Source organism: Citrobacter sp. CtB7.12 (genome assembly GCF_001297795.1).
GTDB lineage: Bacteria > Pseudomonadota > Gammaproteobacteria > Enterobacterales > Enterobacteriaceae > Citrobacter_A > Citrobacter_A amalonaticus.
This window is the reverse complement of the sequence record NZ_LIFT01000002.1, coordinates 135,699-154,283: the sequence shown is the minus strand read 5'-3', so window position 1 is coordinate 154,283 and position 18,585 is coordinate 135,699. Positions and strand designations below refer to the sequence as shown.

At 54.2% G+C, this 18,585-nt stretch carries 19 protein-coding genes and 1 other RNA gene; 9 read left to right on the top strand and 11 right to left on the bottom strand.

From position 1 onward, the window contains the following. Window positions 1-17: 17 nt before the first annotated feature. The 5 genes from acrB to AOY24_RS02350 all read left to right on the top strand — a co-directional run bounded on the left by acrB (window position 18) and on the right by AOY24_RS02350 (window position 5,611). Entirely contained in the window at window positions 18-3,167 is a 3,150-nt protein-coding gene (gene acrB / locus AOY24_RS02370; protein WP_043001557.1) for an efflux RND transporter permease AcrB, read from the top strand. 511 nt (window positions 3,168-3,678) lie between these two features. After that, window positions 3,679-4,053 carry an Hha toxicity modulator TomB gene (tomB, locus tag AOY24_RS02365; protein WP_042324455.1) on the top strand — a complete coding sequence of 125 codons (375 nt, stop codon included), beginning with the start codon at window positions 3,679-3,681 and terminating at the stop codon, window positions 4,051-4,053. A gap of 27 nt (window positions 4,054-4,080) precedes the next feature. Further along, window positions 4,081-4,299, top strand: coding sequence for an HHA domain-containing protein (locus AOY24_RS02360; RefSeq protein WP_001280991.1), 219 nt, complete (start codon window positions 4,081-4,083; stop codon window positions 4,297-4,299). A 176-nt stretch (window positions 4,300-4,475) separates the two neighbouring features. Beyond that, the gene (gene maa, locus AOY24_RS02355; RefSeq protein ID WP_044258934.1) at window positions 4,476-5,027 is read left to right on the top strand and encodes a maltose O-acetyltransferase; all 552 of its coding nucleotides are present in this window, start codon (window positions 4,476-4,478) and stop codon (window positions 5,025-5,027) included. Window positions 5,028-5,140: 113 nt separating this feature from the next. Next, the gene (locus tag AOY24_RS02350; RefSeq protein WP_043001559.1) at window positions 5,141-5,611 is read left to right on the top strand and encodes a YlaC family protein; all 471 of its coding nucleotides are present in this window, start codon (window positions 5,141-5,143) and stop codon (window positions 5,609-5,611) included. Between the two features lie 49 nt (window positions 5,612-5,660). On the opposite strand, the gene ykgO is transcribed toward AOY24_RS02350, so the two are convergent. After that, window positions 5,661-5,801, bottom strand: a complete 141-nt coding sequence (gene ykgO, locus AOY24_RS23380) for a type B 50S ribosomal protein L36 (protein ID WP_003859006.1) — start codon at window positions 5,799-5,801, stop codon at window positions 5,661-5,663. Between the two features lie 222 nt (window positions 5,802-6,023). On the opposite strand from ykgO, the gene AOY24_RS02345 reads away from it, so the two are divergent. Then, complete coding sequence (locus tag AOY24_RS02345) at window positions 6,024-7,574, top strand: EAL domain-containing protein (protein WP_054176085.1); 1,551 nt, start codon at window positions 6,024-6,026, stop codon at window positions 7,572-7,574. Between the two features lie 39 nt (window positions 7,575-7,613). Here AOY24_RS02345 and AOY24_RS02340 read toward each other — a convergent pair whose 3' ends face one another. Both AOY24_RS02340 and AOY24_RS02335 read right to left on the bottom strand, forming a co-directional pair. Beyond that, entirely contained in the window at window positions 7,614-7,967 is a 354-nt protein-coding gene (locus tag AOY24_RS02340) for a DUF1428 domain-containing protein (RefSeq protein WP_043001561.1), read from the bottom strand. 82 nt (window positions 7,968-8,049) lie between these two features. Then, window positions 8,050-8,646 (bottom strand): YitT family protein, encoded by a 597-nt coding sequence (locus tag AOY24_RS02335; RefSeq protein ID WP_054176084.1) that lies wholly within the window; start codon window positions 8,644-8,646, stop codon window positions 8,050-8,052. A gap of 84 nt (window positions 8,647-8,730) precedes the next feature. Here AOY24_RS02335 and AOY24_RS02330 point away from each other — a divergent pair, with 84 nt between their 5' ends. Further along, a complete protein-coding gene (locus AOY24_RS02330) occupies window positions 8,731-10,158 on the top strand; it encodes a PLP-dependent aminotransferase family protein (RefSeq protein WP_054176083.1) in 1,428 nt (475 codons plus the stop codon). Here the strand turns inward: AOY24_RS02330 and AOY24_RS02325 are convergent. The 3 genes from AOY24_RS02325 to ffs all read right to left on the bottom strand — a co-directional run bounded on the left by AOY24_RS02325 (window position 10,155) and on the right by ffs (window position 10,917). Then, a complete protein-coding gene (locus AOY24_RS02325) occupies window positions 10,155-10,373 on the bottom strand; it encodes a hypothetical protein (RefSeq protein ID WP_043001564.1) in 219 nt (72 codons plus the stop codon). The two genes, AOY24_RS02330 and AOY24_RS02325, sit on opposite strands and share 4 nt — an antisense overlap. Beyond that, complete coding sequence (locus AOY24_RS02320) at window positions 10,370-10,621, bottom strand: hypothetical protein (protein WP_054176082.1); 252 nt, start codon at window positions 10,619-10,621, stop codon at window positions 10,370-10,372. Before AOY24_RS02320 ends, AOY24_RS02325 begins: the two co-directional genes overlap by 4 nt. Before the next feature lie 199 nt (window positions 10,622-10,820). Next, an RNA gene (gene ffs / locus AOY24_RS23375) (signal recognition particle sRNA small type) lies at window positions 10,821-10,917 on the bottom strand. Window positions 10,918-11,079: 162 nt separating this feature from the next. Here ffs and AOY24_RS02315 point away from each other — a divergent pair. Then, complete coding sequence (locus AOY24_RS02315) at window positions 11,080-11,391, top strand: MGMT family protein (protein ID WP_043002001.1); 312 nt, start codon at window positions 11,080-11,082, stop codon at window positions 11,389-11,391. 31 nt (window positions 11,392-11,422) lie between these two features. Here the strand turns inward: AOY24_RS02315 and AOY24_RS02310 are convergent, their stop codons facing one another. Beyond that, window positions 11,423-11,992 carry a YbaY family lipoprotein gene (locus AOY24_RS02310; RefSeq protein WP_044267638.1) on the bottom strand — a complete coding sequence of 190 codons (570 nt, stop codon included), beginning with the start codon at window positions 11,990-11,992 and terminating at the stop codon, window positions 11,423-11,425. Between the two features lie 212 nt (window positions 11,993-12,204). Between AOY24_RS02310 and tesB the strand changes: the two genes are divergently transcribed. Then, window positions 12,205-13,068 carry an acyl-CoA thioesterase II gene (tesB, locus tag AOY24_RS02305; protein WP_043001567.1) on the top strand — a complete coding sequence of 288 codons (864 nt, stop codon included), beginning with the start codon at window positions 12,205-12,207 and terminating at the stop codon, window positions 13,066-13,068. Window positions 13,069-13,141: 73 nt separating this feature from the next. Here tesB and amtB read toward each other — a convergent pair whose 3' ends face one another. The 4 genes from amtB to AOY24_RS02285 all read right to left on the bottom strand — a co-directional run bounded on the left by amtB (window position 13,142) and on the right by AOY24_RS02285 (window position 18,565). Then, window positions 13,142-14,428 carry an ammonium transporter AmtB gene (gene amtB / locus AOY24_RS02300; protein ID WP_043001568.1) on the bottom strand — a complete coding sequence of 429 codons (1,287 nt, stop codon included), beginning with the start codon at window positions 14,426-14,428 and terminating at the stop codon, window positions 13,142-13,144. A 31-nt stretch (window positions 14,429-14,459) separates the two neighbouring features. Beyond that, the gene (gene glnK, locus AOY24_RS02295; RefSeq protein WP_002891893.1) at window positions 14,460-14,798 is read right to left on the bottom strand and encodes a P-II family nitrogen regulator; all 339 of its coding nucleotides are present in this window, start codon (window positions 14,796-14,798) and stop codon (window positions 14,460-14,462) included. Between the two features lie 223 nt (window positions 14,799-15,021). After that, window positions 15,022-16,800 (bottom strand): SmdB family multidrug efflux ABC transporter permease/ATP-binding protein, encoded by a 1,779-nt coding sequence (locus AOY24_RS02290; RefSeq protein WP_044258949.1) that lies wholly within the window; start codon window positions 16,798-16,800, stop codon window positions 15,022-15,024. Next, complete coding sequence (locus tag AOY24_RS02285; RefSeq protein WP_044258950.1) at window positions 16,793-18,565, bottom strand: SmdA family multidrug ABC transporter permease/ATP-binding protein; 1,773 nt, start codon at window positions 18,563-18,565, stop codon at window positions 16,793-16,795. Before AOY24_RS02285 ends, AOY24_RS02290 begins: the two co-directional genes overlap by 8 nt. Between the last annotated feature and the right edge of the window lie 20 nt (window positions 18,566-18,585).

The following is an 18,585-nucleotide window of genomic DNA, read 5'->3' as shown; positions in this document are numbered from 1 at the left end:
ACAGGAGCCGTTAAGACATGCCTAATTTCTTTATCGATCGCCCCATATTTGCATGGGTGATCGCCATCATCATCATGTTGGCAGGGGGGCTTGCGATCCTCAAGCTGCCGGTCGCGCAATATCCGACGATTGCGCCGCCCGCAGTGACGATCTCCGCAACCTACCCTGGCGCTGATGCCAAAACCGTGCAGGATACGGTCACGCAGGTTATCGAACAGAATATGAACGGTATCGATAACCTGATGTACATGTCCTCAAACAGTGACTCCACTGGTACCGTGCAGATCACCCTGACGTTTGAATCCGGTACGGATGCAGATATCGCGCAGGTTCAGGTGCAGAACAAACTGCAGCTGGCGATGCCGTTACTGCCGCAGGAAGTACAACAACAGGGTGTGAGCGTTGAGAAGTCGTCCAGTAGCTTCCTGATGGTTGTCGGGGTTATCAATACCGACGGCACCATGACGCAGGAAGATATTTCGGATTACGTCGCCGCCAACATGAAAGACACCATCAGCCGTACTTCCGGCGTGGGTGACGTTCAGCTGTTTGGTTCGCAGTATGCGATGCGTATCTGGATGGACCCGACCGAACTCAACAAGTATCAGTTGACCCCGGTCGATGTCATTGCGGCTATCAAAGCGCAGAACGCCCAGGTAGCTGCCGGTCAGTTAGGCGGTACGCCGCCGGTGAAAGGCCAGCAGCTTAACGCATCGATTATTGCCCAGACCCGTCTGACGTCAACCGACGAGTTCGGCAAAATCCTGCTGAAAGTGAACCAGGACGGCTCTCAGGTTCGCCTGCGTGACGTCGCGAAAATTGAACTGGGCGGCGAGAACTACGACATCATCGCGAAGTTCAACGGTAAACCGGCCTCCGGTCTGGGGATCAAACTGGCGACCGGCGCGAACGCGCTGGATACCGCCGCGGCGATCCGTGCCGAACTGGTGAAGATGGAACCTTTCTTCCCGTCAGGCCTGAAAATCGTTTACCCGTATGACACTACCCCATTCGTGAAAATCTCTATTCACGAAGTGGTGAAAACGCTGGCGGAAGCGATCATCCTCGTGTTCCTCGTGATGTATCTGTTCCTGCAGAACTTCCGCGCGACGCTGATCCCGACTATTGCAGTACCGGTCGTTCTGTTGGGGACCTTTGCGGTGCTTGCCGCTTTTGGCTTCTCGATAAACACCCTGACGATGTTCGGGATGGTGCTCGCCATCGGCCTGTTGGTAGATGACGCCATCGTGGTGGTCGAGAACGTCGAACGTGTCATGTCCGAAGAGGGGCTACCGCCGAAAGAAGCCACGCGTAAATCCATGGGCCAGATTCAGGGCGCACTGGTGGGTATTGCGATGGTGCTGTCTGCGGTATTTATCCCGATGGCTTTCTTTGGCGGATCTACCGGTGCGATTTATCGTCAGTTCTCCATCACCATTGTGTCCGCAATGGCGCTGTCCGTACTGGTTGCGTTGATCCTGACGCCGGCGCTGTGCGCCACCATGCTTAAACCGGTTGCTAAAGGCGACCACGGTGAAGGCAAGAAAGGCTTCTTCGGCTGGTTTAACCGCATGTTCGATAAGAGCACGCACCATTACACCGACAGCGTGGGTAATATTCTGCGCAGCACCGGTCGTTATCTGCTGCTGTATCTGATCATCGTCGTCGGCATGGCGTTCCTGTTCGTCCGTCTGCCAAGCTCCTTCCTGCCGGACGAAGACCAGGGCGTATTCCTGAGCATGGCCCAGTTGCCTGCTGGTGCGACCCAGGAACGGACGCAGAAAGTGCTTGATGAGATGACCGACTACTTCCTTACCAAAGAGAAGAACAACGTTGAATCGGTGTTTGCGGTTAACGGCTTCGGCTTTGCAGGTCGTGGTCAGAACACCGGTATCGCGTTCGTCTCATTGAAAGACTGGGCTGACCGTCCGGGTGAAGAGAACAAGGTTGAAGCCATTACCCAACGCGCTTCAGCCGCCTTCTCGCAGATTAAAGACGCCATGGTATTCGCCTTTAACCTGCCCGCGATTGTGGAACTGGGAACCGCGACTGGTTTTGACTTCCAGTTGATTGACCAGGCGGGACTCGGTCACGAAAAACTGACCCAGGCGCGTAACCAGTTGTTCGGTGAAGTGGCAAAACATCCGGATCTGCTGGTCGGCGTTCGTCCGAACGGTCTGGAAGATACGCCGCAGTTCAAGATTGATATCGACCAGGAAAAAGCACAGGCGCTAGGTGTTTCCATTAGCGACATTAATACCACGCTGGGTGCCGCATGGGGCGGAAGCTATGTGAACGACTTTATCGACCGCGGTCGTGTGAAGAAAGTTTACGTCATGTCCGAAGCCAAATACCGTATGTTGCCGGAAGATATCGGTAACTGGTATGTGCGCGGCAGCGATGGTCAAATGGTGCCGTTCTCAGCCTTCTCGTCTTCACGCTGGGAATACGGTTCACCGCGTCTGGAACGCTATAACGGTCTGCCTTCTATGGAGATCTTAGGTCAGGCGGCACCGGGTAAGAGTACCGGTGAAGCGATGGCAATGATGGAGCAGTTGGCCAGTAAGCTGCCATCCGGTATCGGCTACGACTGGACGGGGATGTCCTACCAGGAACGTCTGTCCGGTAACCAGGCCCCTGCCCTGTATGCCATCTCACTGATTGTCGTCTTCCTGTGTCTGGCGGCGTTGTATGAGAGCTGGTCGATTCCGTTCTCCGTTATGCTGGTGGTTCCGCTGGGGGTAATTGGTGCGCTGTTAGCGGCCACTTTCCGCGGTCTGACCAACGACGTTTACTTCCAGGTGGGCCTGCTCACCACCATTGGGTTGTCGGCGAAGAACGCGATACTGATCGTCGAATTCGCCAAAGATCTGATGGATAAAGAGGGCAAAGGCCTGATTGAAGCGACGCTGGATGCGGTTCGTATGCGTTTACGTCCGATCCTGATGACCTCTCTGGCGTTCATTCTGGGCGTTATGCCACTGGTTATCAGCTCCGGTGCCGGTTCCGGCGCGCAGAACGCCGTAGGTACCGGCGTTATGGGCGGGATGGTCACCGCAACGGTTCTGGCTATCTTCTTCGTCCCGGTCTTCTTTGTGGTGGTACGCCGCCGCTTCAGCCGGAAAAGTGAAGATATTGAACACAGCCATTCCGTAGAACATCGCTGATGCTCATCTGATAAAAGGCCGCGCAAGCGGCCTTTTTTTCGAATGAAATCAGCAAAAGGGCTTATTGATACCTTGTTGACTTTTGGTTGTAGATAATAAAGGTTATAATCCACAAGAGGATGAAGGCTATTTCTGGCCATTTGGCTTATGGCTTATTCCCTGCTTAACCACTCATTATTAAGACAATTCCTGGGGGGCATCCGTTTCTGGTTTCGTGCCGGAGGTAAGCGACGAGGATGGAAAGAGAGGATAATCTGATGAATTTCAAAATAATCACGTAATTATCTCATTTCGGTATGGGTTGGCGACATGCTATAATGAGAAAAATCCACAAACCTTCACTTTCTCTCATATTACATTAATTGTAATTTTTCGTAATATAACGATGAAATCTTTTTTAGAGTAGATTATAGTTAAATCATCAAGCGTAGAAGGCAAGTACCAGGTCAGTTAGTTGTACCCATCCCGAAAGGTGTTCGGTTAGTTCAAGCCACTAAGAAGGGGATGCGTTATGGATGAATACTCACCCAAAAGACATGATATAGCGCAGCTTAAATTTCTTTGTGAAACGCTTTATCACGACTGTCTTGCAAACCTTGAAGAAAGCAATCATGGCTGGGTAAACGACCCAACCTCGGCGATCAACCTTCAACTCAACGAACTGATAGAGCATATTGCAACCTTCGCACTTAATTATAAAATTAAGTATAATGAGGACAATAAGCTGATTGAGCAGATTGATGAATATCTGGACGACACATTTATGTTGTTCAGCAGTTATGGCATTAATGCGCAGGATCTGCAGAAATGGCGGAAATCAGGTAATCGCTTGTTCCGCTGCTTTGTGAATGCCACCAGAGCTAACCCTGTTAGTTTGTCTTGTTAAAAATTATTACAATCATAGGTAAGATTTATGTCTGATAAACCATTAACTAAAACTGATTATTTGATGCGCTTGCGACGCTGTCAGACAATTGACACACTTGAACGCGTGATTGAGAAAAATAAATATGAATTATCTGACAATGAATTGGCTGTATTTTACTCAGCCGCCGATCACCGTCTTGCAGAATTGACGATGAATAAACTTTACGACAAGATCCCCTCCTCCGTCTGGAAATTCATTCGTTAATTTGATTACTGAATATCAGGAAATACGGATGTTTTCCTGGAGAACATTTATCTTATTTGCAATAACAATAGCATGGCTATTGTGACTTCTGTCACGGTATAGTTCAGGGATCGTTCCCTGATTAACGCAGACCCTCTACTGTATTGCCTCACCAGTGAACAGGCAGAGAGCGCAGAATGAGTGAAGAGAAGCGTAAAATGATAGCGGGTGAACGGTATCACCCGGCAGATGAGACTCTGCGCCATGACCGATTGCAGGCGCGTCGGTTCGTTCACCGCTACAATCACACCGCCCCGGATGAAAAGGCCGAACGCCAGGCTATTCTCCACGCCCTGTTAGGTCAGTGCGACCGCCCCTACATCGAGCCTTCATTTCGCTGTGACTACGGTTACAATATCTTCCTGGGTAAAGACTTCTACGCCAACTTCGACTGCGTCATGCTCGACGTCTGCCCCATTATTATTGGTGATAACTGCATGCTGGCTCCCGGCGTTCATATCTATACCGCCACGCATCCGCTGGATGCGACAGAACGCAATAGCGGACTGGAGTTCGGCAAACCCGTCACGATTGGCAACAATGTCTGGATTGGTGGGCGTGCGGTCATTAATCCCGGCGTCAGCATTGGTGACAATGTGGTGGTTGCCTCCGGCGCCGTAGTGACCAAAAGCGTACCCGCCAACGTCGTGGTGGGGGGTAATCCAGCACGGATTATTAAAACACTGTAAATAGAATTGTAACTGTTATGCTAAATTGTGGTTAATCTGTTACTTTTTTCAGGCTAATCGCCCACTTAAAATAGGGCGTTCCCCTGTAAGTTGCGAAATCACGAAGGCAAAAAATGACAGAAATACAACGCCTGCTCACTGAAACCATCGACGATCTAAATGTGCGTGAGAAGCGCGATAATAAGCCCCGCTTTAGCATCAGCTTTATTCGTAAACATCCAGGCCTGTTTATCGGGATGTATGTTGCGTGGTTTGCCACGCTGGCGGTCATGCTGCAATCAGAAACGCTGGTTGACTCCGTCTGGCTGCTGGTGGTGCTGTTTGTCATCCTCAACGGTTTTTTCTTTTTTGATGTCGCCCCGCGCTATCGCTATGAAGATATCGACGTACTGGATTTCAGGGTGTGTTACAACGGCGAGTGGTACAACACCCGCTTTGTGCCTCCTACACTGATTAGCACCATCCTTCACTCCCCGGACGTTGACGATGAACGTAAGGCGCAATTACAGAAGATGCTGACGCGTAAAGGCGAACTGTCGTTTTACGATATCTTCACTCTTGCCCGCGCAGAAGCCACACCATAGCCAATTGGTATTGCCGGATAGACTTTCCCTCTATCCGGCCCTCTTCTCTCTAACGTCGTTTTTTCCTTCCCTGTACCGCTTTGAAACGCGGGTTGCTCTTACAAATCACATATAAACGCCCTTTCCGCTTTACGATCTGACAGTCGGGATGGCGCTGCTTTGCGCTACGTAATGAATTCAAGACCTGCATGATATCCTCATCATCGTTGATATTATGTTATAATATAACATTACTTTATCGCTGAACGCATGACAGTTCAATCCTTTCCGCATTAACGCGCGTTCTTTTGCATTGAAGACGGCGAAAAGTCGGACTCCCCACAAAAAATTCTGCAGATTAACGACATCATTTACAGGGCTTTTTTCCCGATCGGATATACTTTCTCTACAATGCGTTATTAAGGATATTTGCGTGAGAACACGACATCTGGTCAGTCTGGTAACAGGAGTGCTTATCCTCGCCGTATTGGTTCCGGTCGGTTTGAGTGTCTGGCTCGCTCATCGCCAGGTCGAAAAGAAATTCATCGAGGAGCTGGATACCTACTCATCGCGCGTCTCTGAACGTACTGAACGCGTGGTGGCCCAGGCAAAACAGGCATTACAGCAGATTAACGCCGTGAACAGCGCACCGTGCTCGCGTGAACACTTACTGGCGATGCGGAGACTTTCCTTCAGCTATCGCTATGTCCAGGAAGTACTGTATCTGCGAAACAACATACCACGCTGTTCCTCTCTGGAGCAGGAAAGTTATACCTCGGCCTTCCCGCCGCCCATGAAAATCACTAACGATGGCTACCGCGCCTGGTTTACCGCGCATAACGATCTGGGGATCGAGCGTTACATGGCAGCACTGGGCTATGGCGACTATATCGTGATGATTGATCCCGCCTCTTTTATCGACGTGGTTCCTTTTGGCGCCTGGCAGATCGATGTCGCGATTATTGGCGTAAAACGCAATACCGTCATTGCCAGCAGCAGCGCGCTCGCACCGAATATTCTGCAATTTACTCAGGAAACCACGCCTCGCCACATGGAAAGTCATGGCATTATTTATGAGATTCGCCCTTTCCCGGAGATGGGCATTACCATTGTCAGTTGGGCGTCGACCCTCCCACTACAAAAAATCTGGTACCGGCAGGCGCTGATCTGGGTTCCCGCCGGCACTCTGATCGGTCTGCTGGCCGCCGCCTTTATTTTGCGCATTCTGCGCCGTCTCCAGTCACCCCATCACCGATTGCAGGATGCCATCAATAACCGCGATATTAAGGTCCATTATCAGCCTATTGTGTCACTCAGCACCGGCAAAATCGTAGGGGCGGAAGCGCTGGCGCGCTGGCCGCAAACTGACGGCAGCGACCTGTCGCCCGACATTTTCATCACTCTGGCCGAAGAGACTGGTCTTACCGAACCTCTCACCCGCTTAATCATTGAAACGGTATTTGAGGATATGGGGAAATGGCTGAAGCAGCATCCCGAACAGCATATTTCCATAAATGTTGAAGCGGCGGATCTCGCCTCTGAAAAGCTCCCGACGTTGCTCAGTAAACGGCTTAACCGGTATCAGCTTGCCCCCTCACAGATTGCGCTGGAACTGACGGAACGGGGATTTGCCGATCCGAAAACCAGTTCACCCATTGTCGCCCGCTATCGTAAGGCGGGGCATGCTATCTATATTGATGATTTTGGCACCGGCTATTCCAGTCTTAGTTATTTGCAGAATCTGGACGTAGATATCCTGAAAATCGACAAATCGTTTGTCGATGCGCTCGAATATAAAAACGTGACGCCGCATATCATCGAAATGGCCAAAACGCTGAAGCTGAAAATGGTGGCGGAAGGAATTGAAACGGCTAATCAGGAAGACTGGTTGCGCCAGCACGGCGTCCATTATGGGCAGGGCTGGCTTTACAGCAAAGCACTGCCCAAAGAAGCATTTATTCTGTGGGCGGAAAAACGCTTATAACGCAAAGATGGCTGGCGGCACGCCGCACAGCCAGTCACGCTAATCGTCGATAATGGGGGAGAATCCGCCGTAAATCATACGTTTACCATCAAACGGCATCGACTCACTGAACGCTTTCATGCGCGGATCGTTCATCATCTTCTGATTCGCCGCATCCCGCACTTCTTTCGACGGGTATTCAATCCAACTGAATACCACTTCTTCGTGCTCCTCGGCTTTCACCGCCATACGAAAATCGGTGAGTTTGCCATCGGGCACATCCTCGGCCCAACATTCCACAATGCGGAGCGCGCCAAATTCCTTGAACAGCGGTGCTGCTTTTGCCGCCATCGCCTTATAAGCCTCCTTGTTTTCGGCAGGTACGGCAAGGACAAATCCATCCACGTACTTCATGAGAAAAACCTCCGAAGTCCACCGCGCGACAAGCCTATTCCAGCCGCGTCAGTCGTGAATAAGTTTAGTCGCCCTCTCCTGTCTACGCCGTATGAATCCGCGCCCTGGGTTTGTAGCGAAACCACGGCAGGCAGATCTGGATCAGCGGTCCAATCGCCAGCGCATACAGCACGGTTCCGACGCCAAGCGTACCGCCGAGCAGCCAACCGCTCAGTAAAACAGAAACTTCAATCGCCGTTCGGATCGTACGCACCGACCATCCCGTGCGGGCGTGAATACCGGTCATCAGACCGTCTCTCGGCCCGGCGCCAAACCCCGCGCCAATGTACATCCCCGTCGCCAGGGCGTTCACTACCACGGCCGCCACCAGCACAAGGCTACGCACCGCGAGAGAGGAAAACGTTGGTATCATCGCCAGCGCGGCATCGGCGGCAAGCCCGATCACAATCACGTTACTGAGCGTCCCCAATCCTGGGCGCTGACGCAGGGGGAGCCACAGCAGGAGTACCAGCGCGCCGACAATAATCATCACCACGCCAATCTTCATCGACAACAGATTCGCCAGCCCCAGATGGAACACGTTCCACGGATCGGCACCTAAATCCGCGCGCACAAACATCGCGGTTGATACCCCATACAAAGCCAGCCCAAAATAAAGTTGAACCAGACGACGTCCCATTTTCACCCTCCCCGTTCAGATAGTCTTCATCATCTCTGTAATTGGCACTATGATTAATGACCAGTTTTGAAAAAGTGGACTGCAATGTCATCACGTCGTTATGGAAGTCAATCTCTCCAGCGCCTGCTTGGGCACTGGCAGGACAGCGCCGCAAGAACTCCGCTCTGGCGGCAACTGGCAGAAGCGTTGCGTCTGCTGATCCTCGACGGGCGTCTGGCACTCGACAGCCGTTTGCCCGGAGAACGCGAACTGGCTGCGGTACTCGACGTCAGCCGGACCACCGTGGCCAGCGCGCTGGCGCAATTGCGGGAAGAGGGATATCTGGAGAGTCGGCACGGCAGTGGGTCGCGTGTGGTTCTGCCAGGTCATATCCGCGAAGTGCCGACGCGAACCGGTACCACGATGGCATTGGATCTCTCCACCGCTGCCCTCAGTGCGGGACCTGAAATCCATCAGGCTTATCAACAGGCGCTGATTGCGATGCCACCGCATTTGCTGACGTCGGGCTATCAACCACAGGGATTACTCGGCTTGCGTGAATCGCTCGCCCGTCATTACTGTGCGCGAGGCCTGCCGACAACGGCGGATGAAATCATGGTGGTCAACGGCGCGGTCAGTGGTCTGGCGCTGATCCTGCGCTTATTGACTGGCCCCGGCGATCGGGTAGTGGTCGATCATCCGACGTACCCGCTGGCAATTGCGGCCATTCAGGGCGCCTCCTGTCGACCGGTGGGCGTGTCATTACCCGAACAGGGTTGGGATACGGATGGACTGGCCGCAACCATCGCCCAGACCTCACCGAGAATGGCCTATCTGATGCCGGATTTTCATAATCCCACCGGGCGGTGTATGGATGATGAGACGCGGCACGTCATCGTGGATATCGCTGCCCGTACGCGTACAACGCTAGTGATTGACGAAACGATGGTGAACCTCTGGTACGACGCCCCACCGCCCCCGCCACTGGCGGCGTATCACTGCGACGCCCCGGTAATTATGCTGGGTTCAGCGGGCAAGAGTTTCTGGGGAGGACTGCGTCTGGGCTGGGTGCGGGCGCCATCACTTACCATCGCCGCGCTGGTGCAAACACGGGATACGGTCGATTTGGGCTCGCCGGTCATCGAACAACTTGCCACCACGTGGCTCCTTGATAATGCTGATTCATTTTTGCCGCAGCGCAGACAACAGCTCGCCGCGCGGCGCGCACTCTGCGACACCCTGATGCGCAAACACTTTCCCGAGTGGCGCTATCAGCAACCACAGGGCGGATTATCCTTCTGGGTAGAACTGCCGGATACGCTGGCGACGCTTTTCGCCACGCGGGCGGAAAGCGTCGGGATCCAACTCGGAACAGGCACCCGTTTTGGGCTCGCGGGCGCGTTTGATCGTTTCTTACGTATGCCGTTTGCCTTACCGGAAGAGCCTCTGCGCGCGGCGTTTAACACCCTGGAACCGATCTGGGAAACACTGCGTCTGCAGTCCGGCAACGCTAAGGTGCGTAAGATTATTTAATGCTGACGAGGAACCGGAAACCCCTTGAGGGAAATCACAAAATTATCGCCCTCTTTCTTTATTTTGGCACCGGCATCGCACCAGTCAGAGGCTATACGGAAAAATTCATCACTACCGACGTTCCAGCTCAGGCAAACATGCTTAACATAACCCGAGCGGAGCAGTTCACAGGCTTCGCCATAGTTACTGGCGATGGAGAGCGTTTGCTGTTTCATTTTTTCTTCTTCAGTAGTCTGCGCAATCCTTTGATTTCTTTAGGAGTCAGTGGCTCAACAAACGACTCTTCCGTGTGTTGGCTATCGATATCGCCAGCCGAGACCCCCGCCTCTGCCGCAACGTCGAAGGCAATCAGCAGCAGTTTTTCTGTCGTGACGCTTAAATTCTCATTATTCAGTTCAGCGTAATGACGAAGTTTTTCTTTTAACGTCTCATCAATTTTGACATTCAGTACTGCAGTAGCCATCGTAAGAATCCTTGTGGACAGGCAAAAGCACGGTTCCGGCGACGACAGGATCGCCATGGCGTGATAAGCGAATTGAGCGCCAGGATTTAACATCCCAAAAACACTTTGCCAGCATTTGATGACAAAAAAATGACAAAACTATGACAACAACAAGAAGAAAAACGAAGATGTGATGCCAGATGGCACAAATGGGTGGGGGCCCTGCCAGCTACATCCCGGCACACGCGTCATCTGCCTTGGCTGCTTCCTTCCGGACCTGACCTGGTAAACAGAGTAGCGTTGCGGGAGAACCAACAGAGCCCCCATTGAGAGCGTTGTTAACCAACGCGCAGGCGCATTATCACTGCTGCCCCCTGTAATTGCAAGCCATCGGCGGTCAGATGCTGGTTTCTTGCGCAATGGAACTTCCCGCGCCCGCCATTCCAGATTATGCTGAAGGATTACCGCAGGAAGAGACCATGGACAGACAAGACACTTTCCCTCAGCGCGTCTGGCAAATTGTTGCCTCCATTCCCGAAGGCTGTGTCACCACTTATGGCGACATCGCATTGCTAGCAGGTTCTCCGCGCGCGGCCAGACAGGTTGGCGGCGTACTCAAACGTTTACCCGAAGGCAGCACCCTGCCCTGGCATCGGGTGGTGAATCGGCACGGCGCGATTTCACTCACCGGTCCCGATCTACAGCGACAACGGCAGGCATTACTGGCGGAAGGTATTGTGGTATCAGGGAGCGGGCTGATTGATTTGCAACGGTATCGCTGGAATTATTGACCCTCTCCGGATGGAGAGGGTCAGACAGGCCTTAGTACTGTGTCGGAGCAGGCACCGCTGAAGACGGGTTGACCTGCGTTGGCGAAGTTGAAGGCACCGTTGTCGCTGCCCCACCGCTTGCCTGTACAGGCACTTCCGTTTGCTGGACCGGCACCAGAGTCAGATCGGCTTTCGTGCCGCCCTGGTTGATGACCGGCTGAACGGTATCGGTAATGAACACCAGTTTGTCATTCACCGTAATTGCCGCACTCAGCAAAATGCGGGCATTCGGCTGCACGTCAGCCGGGTTAAACGGCAGAACGAAGCTAAATGGCGCCTGTTTCCCTTCGGTACGAACCGCTTTCTGGGACAACACTTTCGACGGGGCGTCGGCGAGCGACGCATCCGACAGGGTCACGGTAAGCACGGCGTCAGGCGGCAATGCCACTTTCTGACGGATCCATACGGTACCCGAGACATTAGGTTGCTGAATAGCAGGCTGTGTGGCCGTTGCTGAAGTGTTTGGGTTTGGCGCTGGCGTCTGGATATCCGCGCTTTTATCCGCGCAGGCGGCCAGAGCAACCGCAACCGCTAAACCACTTACCATGTGCATGAGCTTCATTAAATTCTCCTTATCATCTCTGCACCAGCGGGTTTTCCTCCCGCCGGAAGAGTGGTTAACAAAAACGTAACGTAGCTAAGTGTGGCACATATCACTTATTTTTGCCTGGAATTGGCCAGTTTTTCAGACTATTGCACCCATCGGACCACTTCCAAAATTGCGTTATACTCTGCCTATCTCGCTTCGGCGTCGTTGTTACCTGGAGAGCATGTATGAGTCAGGCACTGAACAATTTGCTGACATTGTTGAATCTGGAAAAAATTGAGGAAGGACTCTTTCGGGGCCAAAGTGAAGACTTAGGGCTGCGCCAGGTATTTGGTGGACAGGTCGTCGGTCAGGCGCTGTATGCAGCGAAAGAAACGGTACCAGAAGAACGCCTGGTCCACTCGTTTCATAGCTATTTTTTACGCCCTGGTGATAGCCAGCGACCGATTATTTATGACGTGGAAGTTCTGCGCGACGGCAACAGCTTCAGCGCTCGCCGCGTTGCCGCTATTCAGAACGGAAAGCCTATTTTTTATATGACCGCTTCATTCCAGGCGCCAGAGCCCGGTTTCGAACATCAAAAAACCATGCCGCACGCCCCCGCGCCGGAAGGATTAACATCAGAAACCGACATTGCCCGGTCAGTCGCGCATCAGTTGCCGCCGATTTTAAAAGATAAATTTCTCTGCGATCGCCCGCTGGAAGTGCGTCCCGTTGAGTTTCATAACCCGTTAAAAGGCCATGTGGCAGAACCCACGCGCCAGGTGTGGATCCGCGCGAACGGTACGTTACCCAACGACATTCGCGTCCATCAGTATCTGTTGGGCTACGCCTCCGATCTCAATTTCCTGCCGGTTGCCCTGCAACCTCACGGCATTGGTTTCCTGGAAAAAGGGATTCAGATTGCCACGATCGACCATTCCATGTGGTTCCACCGTCCGTTTGATTTGAATGAATGGCTGCTGTACAGCGTGGAAAGCACGTCGGCCTCCAGCGCGCGCGGATTTGTTCGCGGCGAGTTCTACACGCAGGATGGCAAACTGGTGGCCTCGACCGTGCAGGAAGGGGTAATGCGTAATCACAACGAATAAAAAACCGGATGGCATTGCTGCGCATCCGGCGATATCCCGCGTTGCCCGGTTAAGTTCACCGGGCATTTTTCTGTTATGCGTTGTAGGCATTCTCGCCGTGACTGTTCACATCCAGCCCTTCGCGCTCTTGCTCTTCCGGGACGCGCAGACCAACGGTCATATCCGCCAGCTTGTAGCCGATGAAGGCCACGACGCCAGACCAGACGATCGTGATGGCGATGCTCTCAAGCTGAACCAGCAGCTGATGCCCCATCGTCACCCCTTCAGCAAAGCCCACACCGCCCAGTGCGCTTGAGGCAAAGACCCCGGTAAGAATACAACCGACAATCCCGCAGACACCGTGAACGCCAAACACATCACACGGGTCATCAACGCGCAGCAGACGTTTGAGCATTGTCACGCCCCACAGCCCGGCCACGCCAGCCACCACGCCAATGATTAACGCGCCACCGACACCGATGTAACCACAGGCAGGCGTCACGCCAACCAGACCGGCAATCGCCCCTGAGCATGCCCCCAGCAGAGACGGTTTACCGCGCAACGCCCACTCGCCGAAGATCCAGCCGAGGATCGCGGCGGCCGTGGCAACAACGGTGTTCACAAAGGCCAGCGCAGCAATTTCGTTCGCCGTCCCTGCGGAACCGGCGTTAAAGCCGAACCAACCGATATAGAGGATCGCCGTACCAGTAAAGACCATCGGCAGGTTATGCGGTTTGAACGCCTCTTTGCCGAAGCCCACACGTTTGCCAATCAGGTAGGCCCCCACCAGGCCAGCGATGGCGGCGTTGATATGCACGACGGTACCGCCGGCAAAGTCCAGCGCACCGTGCGATCCCAACAGGCCGCCGCCCCACACCATATGAGCAATCGGAATGTAGGAGAGGGTCAGCCAGACCACCACGAAGATCAGGACGGCCGAGAAACGGATGCGTTCCGCCAGCGAACCGACGATCAGGCCGACAGTAATACAGGCAAACGATCCCTGGAAAGCAACGTGAATATACTGGTAGATACTGCCCATTACGGCGGTCAGTTCAATGTTTTTCAGCATCACCCAGTTGAAGTTACCGAAGAAGCTGTTCCCTTCGCCGAATGCCAGTGAATAACCAAACACCACCCATATGATGCACACCAGCGCAAAGGTGACGGTGACCTGCGTCAGCATCGACAGGACGTTCTTCCCGCGGATCAAACCGCCGTAAAACAGGGCGATACCCGGTATGGTCATAAACAGCACCAGCGCGGTACAAATCATCATAAAGGCGTTATCGGCTTTATCCGCCACTGCCGGAGCAGCCATCGCGAGACCTGGCAGCAGCGCCAGCGAAGCAAGGCCCGTTTTCATCGTTGCTATCTTCATTTTGTCGTTTCCCGTTACTGTGTGCCAGGCTTTACAGCGCCGCTTCGTCAGCTTCGCCGGTGCGAATACGAATGACGCGTTGCAGCTCCGCGACGAAAATTTTGCCGTCGCCAATTTTTCCGGTGTAGGCCGCCTTGCTGATGACATCGATCACTTCATCCAGTTGGTCGTCGGCAATGGCCACATCAATCTTCACTTTAGGCAGGAAGTTGACGCTGTACTCTGCACCCCGATATAACTCGGCATGACCCTTCTGACGTCCGAACCCTTTCACTTCGGTGACGGTCAGCCCTTGAATACCAATAGAAGAGAGCGCTTCGCGAACGTCTTCCAGTTTGAACGGTTTGATTACCACGGTAACCAGCTTCATAGATCCCCTCCAGTCAGAATTCGGCATATGGTGCGACTACACGACTGAGGTATTGCAAGGGGTATGCCAGAATTGAAAAAGCGGGGCCGATGTCTGTTCTACAGGCCGTCTGACGGGCGATTCAGAATGGAAAACGGAACGGGAAAAGAAAAACGCACCATGGCAGTGCATGATGCGTTACATTTTTGCACCACCGCCGAAGCGACCCGGCAGTGGCGGTGCATCAGGCGGGAAGCGACTCCTCGCGAACGCTGGCGGCAAGCTCTTCGCCAGCGAGCTGGAGCTGATACATCTGCCAGTAGCGCCCTTGCGCCGCAAGCAGTTGCTGATGAGTACCACGCTCTACCGCCTGTCCACGATGAAGCACCAGAATGGTGTCCGCCTCAACAATGGTCGACAGTCGGTGCGCAATCACCACCAGCGTGGTGTGTTCGCGCACGGCGGCCAGCGCATGTTGAATGGCCTGCTCGGTACCGGAATCGATACTGGCAGTCGCTTCGTCGAGGATCAAAATTTGCGGCGTTGCCACCAGCACCCGCGCCAGCGCCAGCAGCTGTTTCTGCCCGACGGAGAGATTGTTCCCCTGCTCACCAAGTTGGGTATGAATGCCTTCGCTCATCCCGCGAGCCAGTTCCGCCAGTTGCACCGTCTCCAGGGCTTGCCACACTTGTTCTTCAGAGATATCCCGCCCCAGCGTCACGTTTGCCAGGAATGAATCCGCCATGACCACCGGATCCTGTTGCACCATCGCGACGCCCTGACGCAACGCGCTGTGACTCAGTGAACGTAATGGACGCCCGTCAAGGCGAATCTCCCCCTGACTCAGTGGGTAATAGCCCATCAGCAGACTGGCAAGCGTACTTTTACCGCTGCCGGTATGCCCAACCAGTGCAACAAAACTGCGGGACGGTACGGAAAGGCTGACATTTTGCAGCACCAGATTATCATCGCGGTAGGCGAACGACACATCCTCAACGTCAATCTGCCCGGACGCCAGCGGTCGCGGGTCCTGCCCGTAACGCTGGCGCGGCCCGTCCATCAGTTCAAACACGCGCTCCCCGGCCACCACGGCCTGTTGCAGCATCGACTGCTGAGTGGTCAGTTCGATCAGCGGTTCATTCAGGCGTCCCAGATAACTGATAAAGGCGTAGAGCACCCCGACTTCTATTGTCCCTGCCGACGTAAAACTGAACAACATCAACAGACCGCAGAGAATGAGCGCGGAAAACAGGCTCAGCAGAGGCCGTAATAAGAAGCCATCTAAACGCAACGTCTGCATACGCGCCAGATAATGCGAGCGGCTGGCTTCCCCCATCCTCTCGCCAAAGCGCGCCTGCTGGCGAAACTGCTGGATCACGCTCATGCCGTTGATCACTTCGTTGAAACCGTCATTAATATCGGCGAGATAAGCCCGCACGCGGCGGACTATCGGCGTGCTGTAACGCTGATAGATAATCATCACCACCAGCACCGCCGGGAAAATCAGGATCGCCACCAGCGCCATGCGCCAGTCGAGACTGAACATTGCCACCAGCATCGCGCCAATCAGGGCCGCGCTGCGCAGAACTGTCGCGACTACCGTGACATACAGATCGCGGATCACTTCGGTATCGTTGGTGACGCGCGAAATGAGCTGTCCGACGGGCTGCGTGTCAAATTCACTCAACGGCTGGCGCAGCGCGGCATCCATCACGTCGGTACGCAATTGCTGCACCACGCCGACCGCTGCGCGGTTAAACAACAGCGACTGAGCATAGTGCAGACTGGCGGCGAGAATCTGCAGCCCAAGATAGGCGGCAATGAGTCCGGTCACCCTCCCCAGCGGCAGATTATTTTTAGCCACCATGTTGTCGATGAAGTAGCTTATCAGTAGCGGCCCGCTGACTTCTGCGGCCGCCGCGACCCACAGCATAATCACTGCAACGCCTAATGGTTTTCGCCATGGCGATCCATAGGCCAGCAGGCGTTTGAGGGTCGGCCATAACTGCCCAAAACTACGCATTTGCCGCCTCCTCGTTATTTTCCGGTGCATCATCAAGCGCCGCTTCCAGTTGCTGATAACGGTACATATCGCGATACCACCCCGCCTGCTGCACCAGCGCCTCGTGATCGCCGCGCTGCGCGATATGCCCATGCTGCATCACGATGATTTCGCTCGCTTCAGTCAGCGCCGAGAGGCGGTGCGCGCTGATAATCACCGTTCGCCCTTCTCCCCACTGGCGCAGATTGTGCAAGATCTGATGCTCCGTTCGCCCGTCCACCGCCGACAGGGCGTCGTCCAGGACCAGGATTTCGGCATTCAGCAACAGCGCCCGCGCAATGGAGATACGCTGTTTCTGTCCGCCAGAAAGCATCACGCCGCGCTCGCCGACCTCGGTATCGTAGCCCTGCGGCAGACGAAGAATATCCTCATGTACGCTGGCTAAACGCGCCACATGTTCAATATCCTGTTGCGTGGCGCTGGGGCAGCCCAGCGCAATGTTATTCGCCACGGTATCTGAAAACAGGAATGGCGTCTGACTGACCACCGCCAGCCGACTGCGCCAGCTATCCAGTTGCAGGCGTGGCAGAGGGATGTCATGAAAGCGGATATCCCCCTCGGTGATATCGAAATGGCGCTGAATCAGCGACAACACAGTACTTTTACCCGCGCCTGTCGGCCCGCAGATGCCGAGCATCTGCCCAGGCTTAAGCTGAAAATTGACGTTTTCCAGCGTCGGGTGCGTGGTTTGCGGATAGCAGAACGCACGGATCGCCACCGCCAGTTCGCCCCGCCCTTCCGGCACCGGTTCGCTGCCATCATTCACCACCGGCGCTTCGGCCAGCATCGCGCGAATACGACCGTAAGCGGCGCTACCGCGTTCCACGATGTTAAACATCCACGCCAGCGCCAGCATCGGCCAAATCATCAGCCCGAGGTACATCATGAAGCTGGTCAGTTGTCCCAGCGTCAGCGAACCTTGTACGACCATCCAACTGCCGCCACCGATAGCCAGCAGGTTCGCCGTGCCGATGGCGATATAAATCGTCGGATCAAAACGGGCATCAATACGCGCCACGCGCATGTTTTTCTTCCCGGTATCTTCCGCATCAGCCGCAAACAGTGCGGACTGCCGATCCTCCAGACCAAAGGCTTTGATCATACGAATACTGGTCAGGCTCTCCTGGGTACGGTCATTGAGACTGGAGAACGCCGCCTGTGCCAGTCTGAAACGATCATGCAGACGATCGCCGTAGCGTTTGATCATCAGCGCCATTACCGGCATCGGCAGTAGAGCAAACAGCGTAAGCTGCCAGCTGATCTGCGTGGACATCACAATCAGCACCGCACAGCCCATCACCAGCGAATCCACCAGCGTCAGAACCCCTTCCCCGGCGGCAAAGACCACGCGGTCGACATCATTGGTGGCGCGCGCCATGAGATCACCAGTGCGGTGGCGCAGATAAAATTCAGGATGCTGGCGGCTGAGTTGGCGGTAATAATCTTCGCGTAGCTCCACCGCCAGTTGGTAAGACGCACCAAACAGCAGCACGCGCCAGACATAGCGCAACAGATAGACCACCACGGCAATCAGGGCGATGGTGCCAATCCACAGCATGATCTGTTGCGGCGTAAAGCGTTGTGTAGATACGCCATCCACCACAATACCGACCACTTTTGGTGGAATGAGTTGCAGAATAGCGATGAGGATAAGCAAGGCAACCGCCCCGAGGTAGCGACGCCACTCCCGGCGAAAATACCAGCTTAATTGAGCAAATAATCGCACGTATTATGTCCTGACCTGAT

Coding starts and splice junctions, on each gene's coding strand:
- acrB (WP_043001557.1), top strand. CDS start 18: ATGCCTAATTTCTTTATCGATCGCCCCATATTTGCATGGGTGATCGCC.
- tomB (WP_042324455.1), top strand. CDS start 3,679: ATGGATGAATACTCACCCAAAAGACATGATATAGCGCAGCTTAAATTT.
- AOY24_RS02360 (WP_001280991.1), top strand. CDS start 4,081: ATGTCTGATAAACCATTAACTAAAACTGATTATTTGATGCGCTTGCGA.
- maa (WP_044258934.1), top strand. CDS start 4,476: ATGAGTGAAGAGAAGCGTAAAATGATAGCGGGTGAACGGTATCACCCG.
- AOY24_RS02350 (WP_043001559.1), top strand. CDS start 5,141: ATGACAGAAATACAACGCCTGCTCACTGAAACCATCGACGATCTAAAT.
- ykgO (WP_003859006.1), bottom strand. CDS start 5,801: ATGCAGGTCTTGAATTCATTACGTAGCGCAAAGCAGCGCCATCCCGAC.
- AOY24_RS02340 (WP_043001561.1), bottom strand. CDS start 7,967: ATGAAGTACGTGGATGGATTTGTCCTTGCCGTACCTGCCGAAAACAAG.
- AOY24_RS02335 (WP_054176084.1), bottom strand. CDS start 8,646: ATGGGACGTCGTCTGGTTCAACTTTATTTTGGGCTGGCTTTGTATGGG.
- AOY24_RS02330 (WP_054176083.1), top strand. CDS start 8,731: ATGTCATCACGTCGTTATGGAAGTCAATCTCTCCAGCGCCTGCTTGGG.
- AOY24_RS02325 (WP_043001564.1), bottom strand. CDS start 10,373: ATGAAACAGCAAACGCTCTCCATCGCCAGTAACTATGGCGAAGCCTGT.
- AOY24_RS02320 (WP_054176082.1), bottom strand. CDS start 10,621: ATGGCTACTGCAGTACTGAATGTCAAAATTGATGAGACGTTAAAAGAA.
- AOY24_RS02315 (WP_043002001.1), top strand. CDS start 11,080: ATGGACAGACAAGACACTTTCCCTCAGCGCGTCTGGCAAATTGTTGCC.
- AOY24_RS02310 (WP_044267638.1), bottom strand. CDS start 11,992: ATGAAGCTCATGCACATGGTAAGTGGTTTAGCGGTTGCGGTTGCTCTG.
- tesB (WP_043001567.1), top strand. CDS start 12,205: ATGAGTCAGGCACTGAACAATTTGCTGACATTGTTGAATCTGGAAAAA.
- amtB (WP_043001568.1), bottom strand. CDS start 14,428: ATGAAGATAGCAACGATGAAAACGGGCCTTGCTTCGCTGGCGCTGCTG.
- glnK (WP_002891893.1), bottom strand. CDS start 14,798: ATGAAGCTGGTTACCGTGGTAATCAAACCGTTCAAACTGGAAGACGTT.
- AOY24_RS02290 (WP_044258949.1), bottom strand. CDS start 16,800: ATGCGTAGTTTTGGGCAGTTATGGCCGACCCTCAAACGCCTGCTGGCC.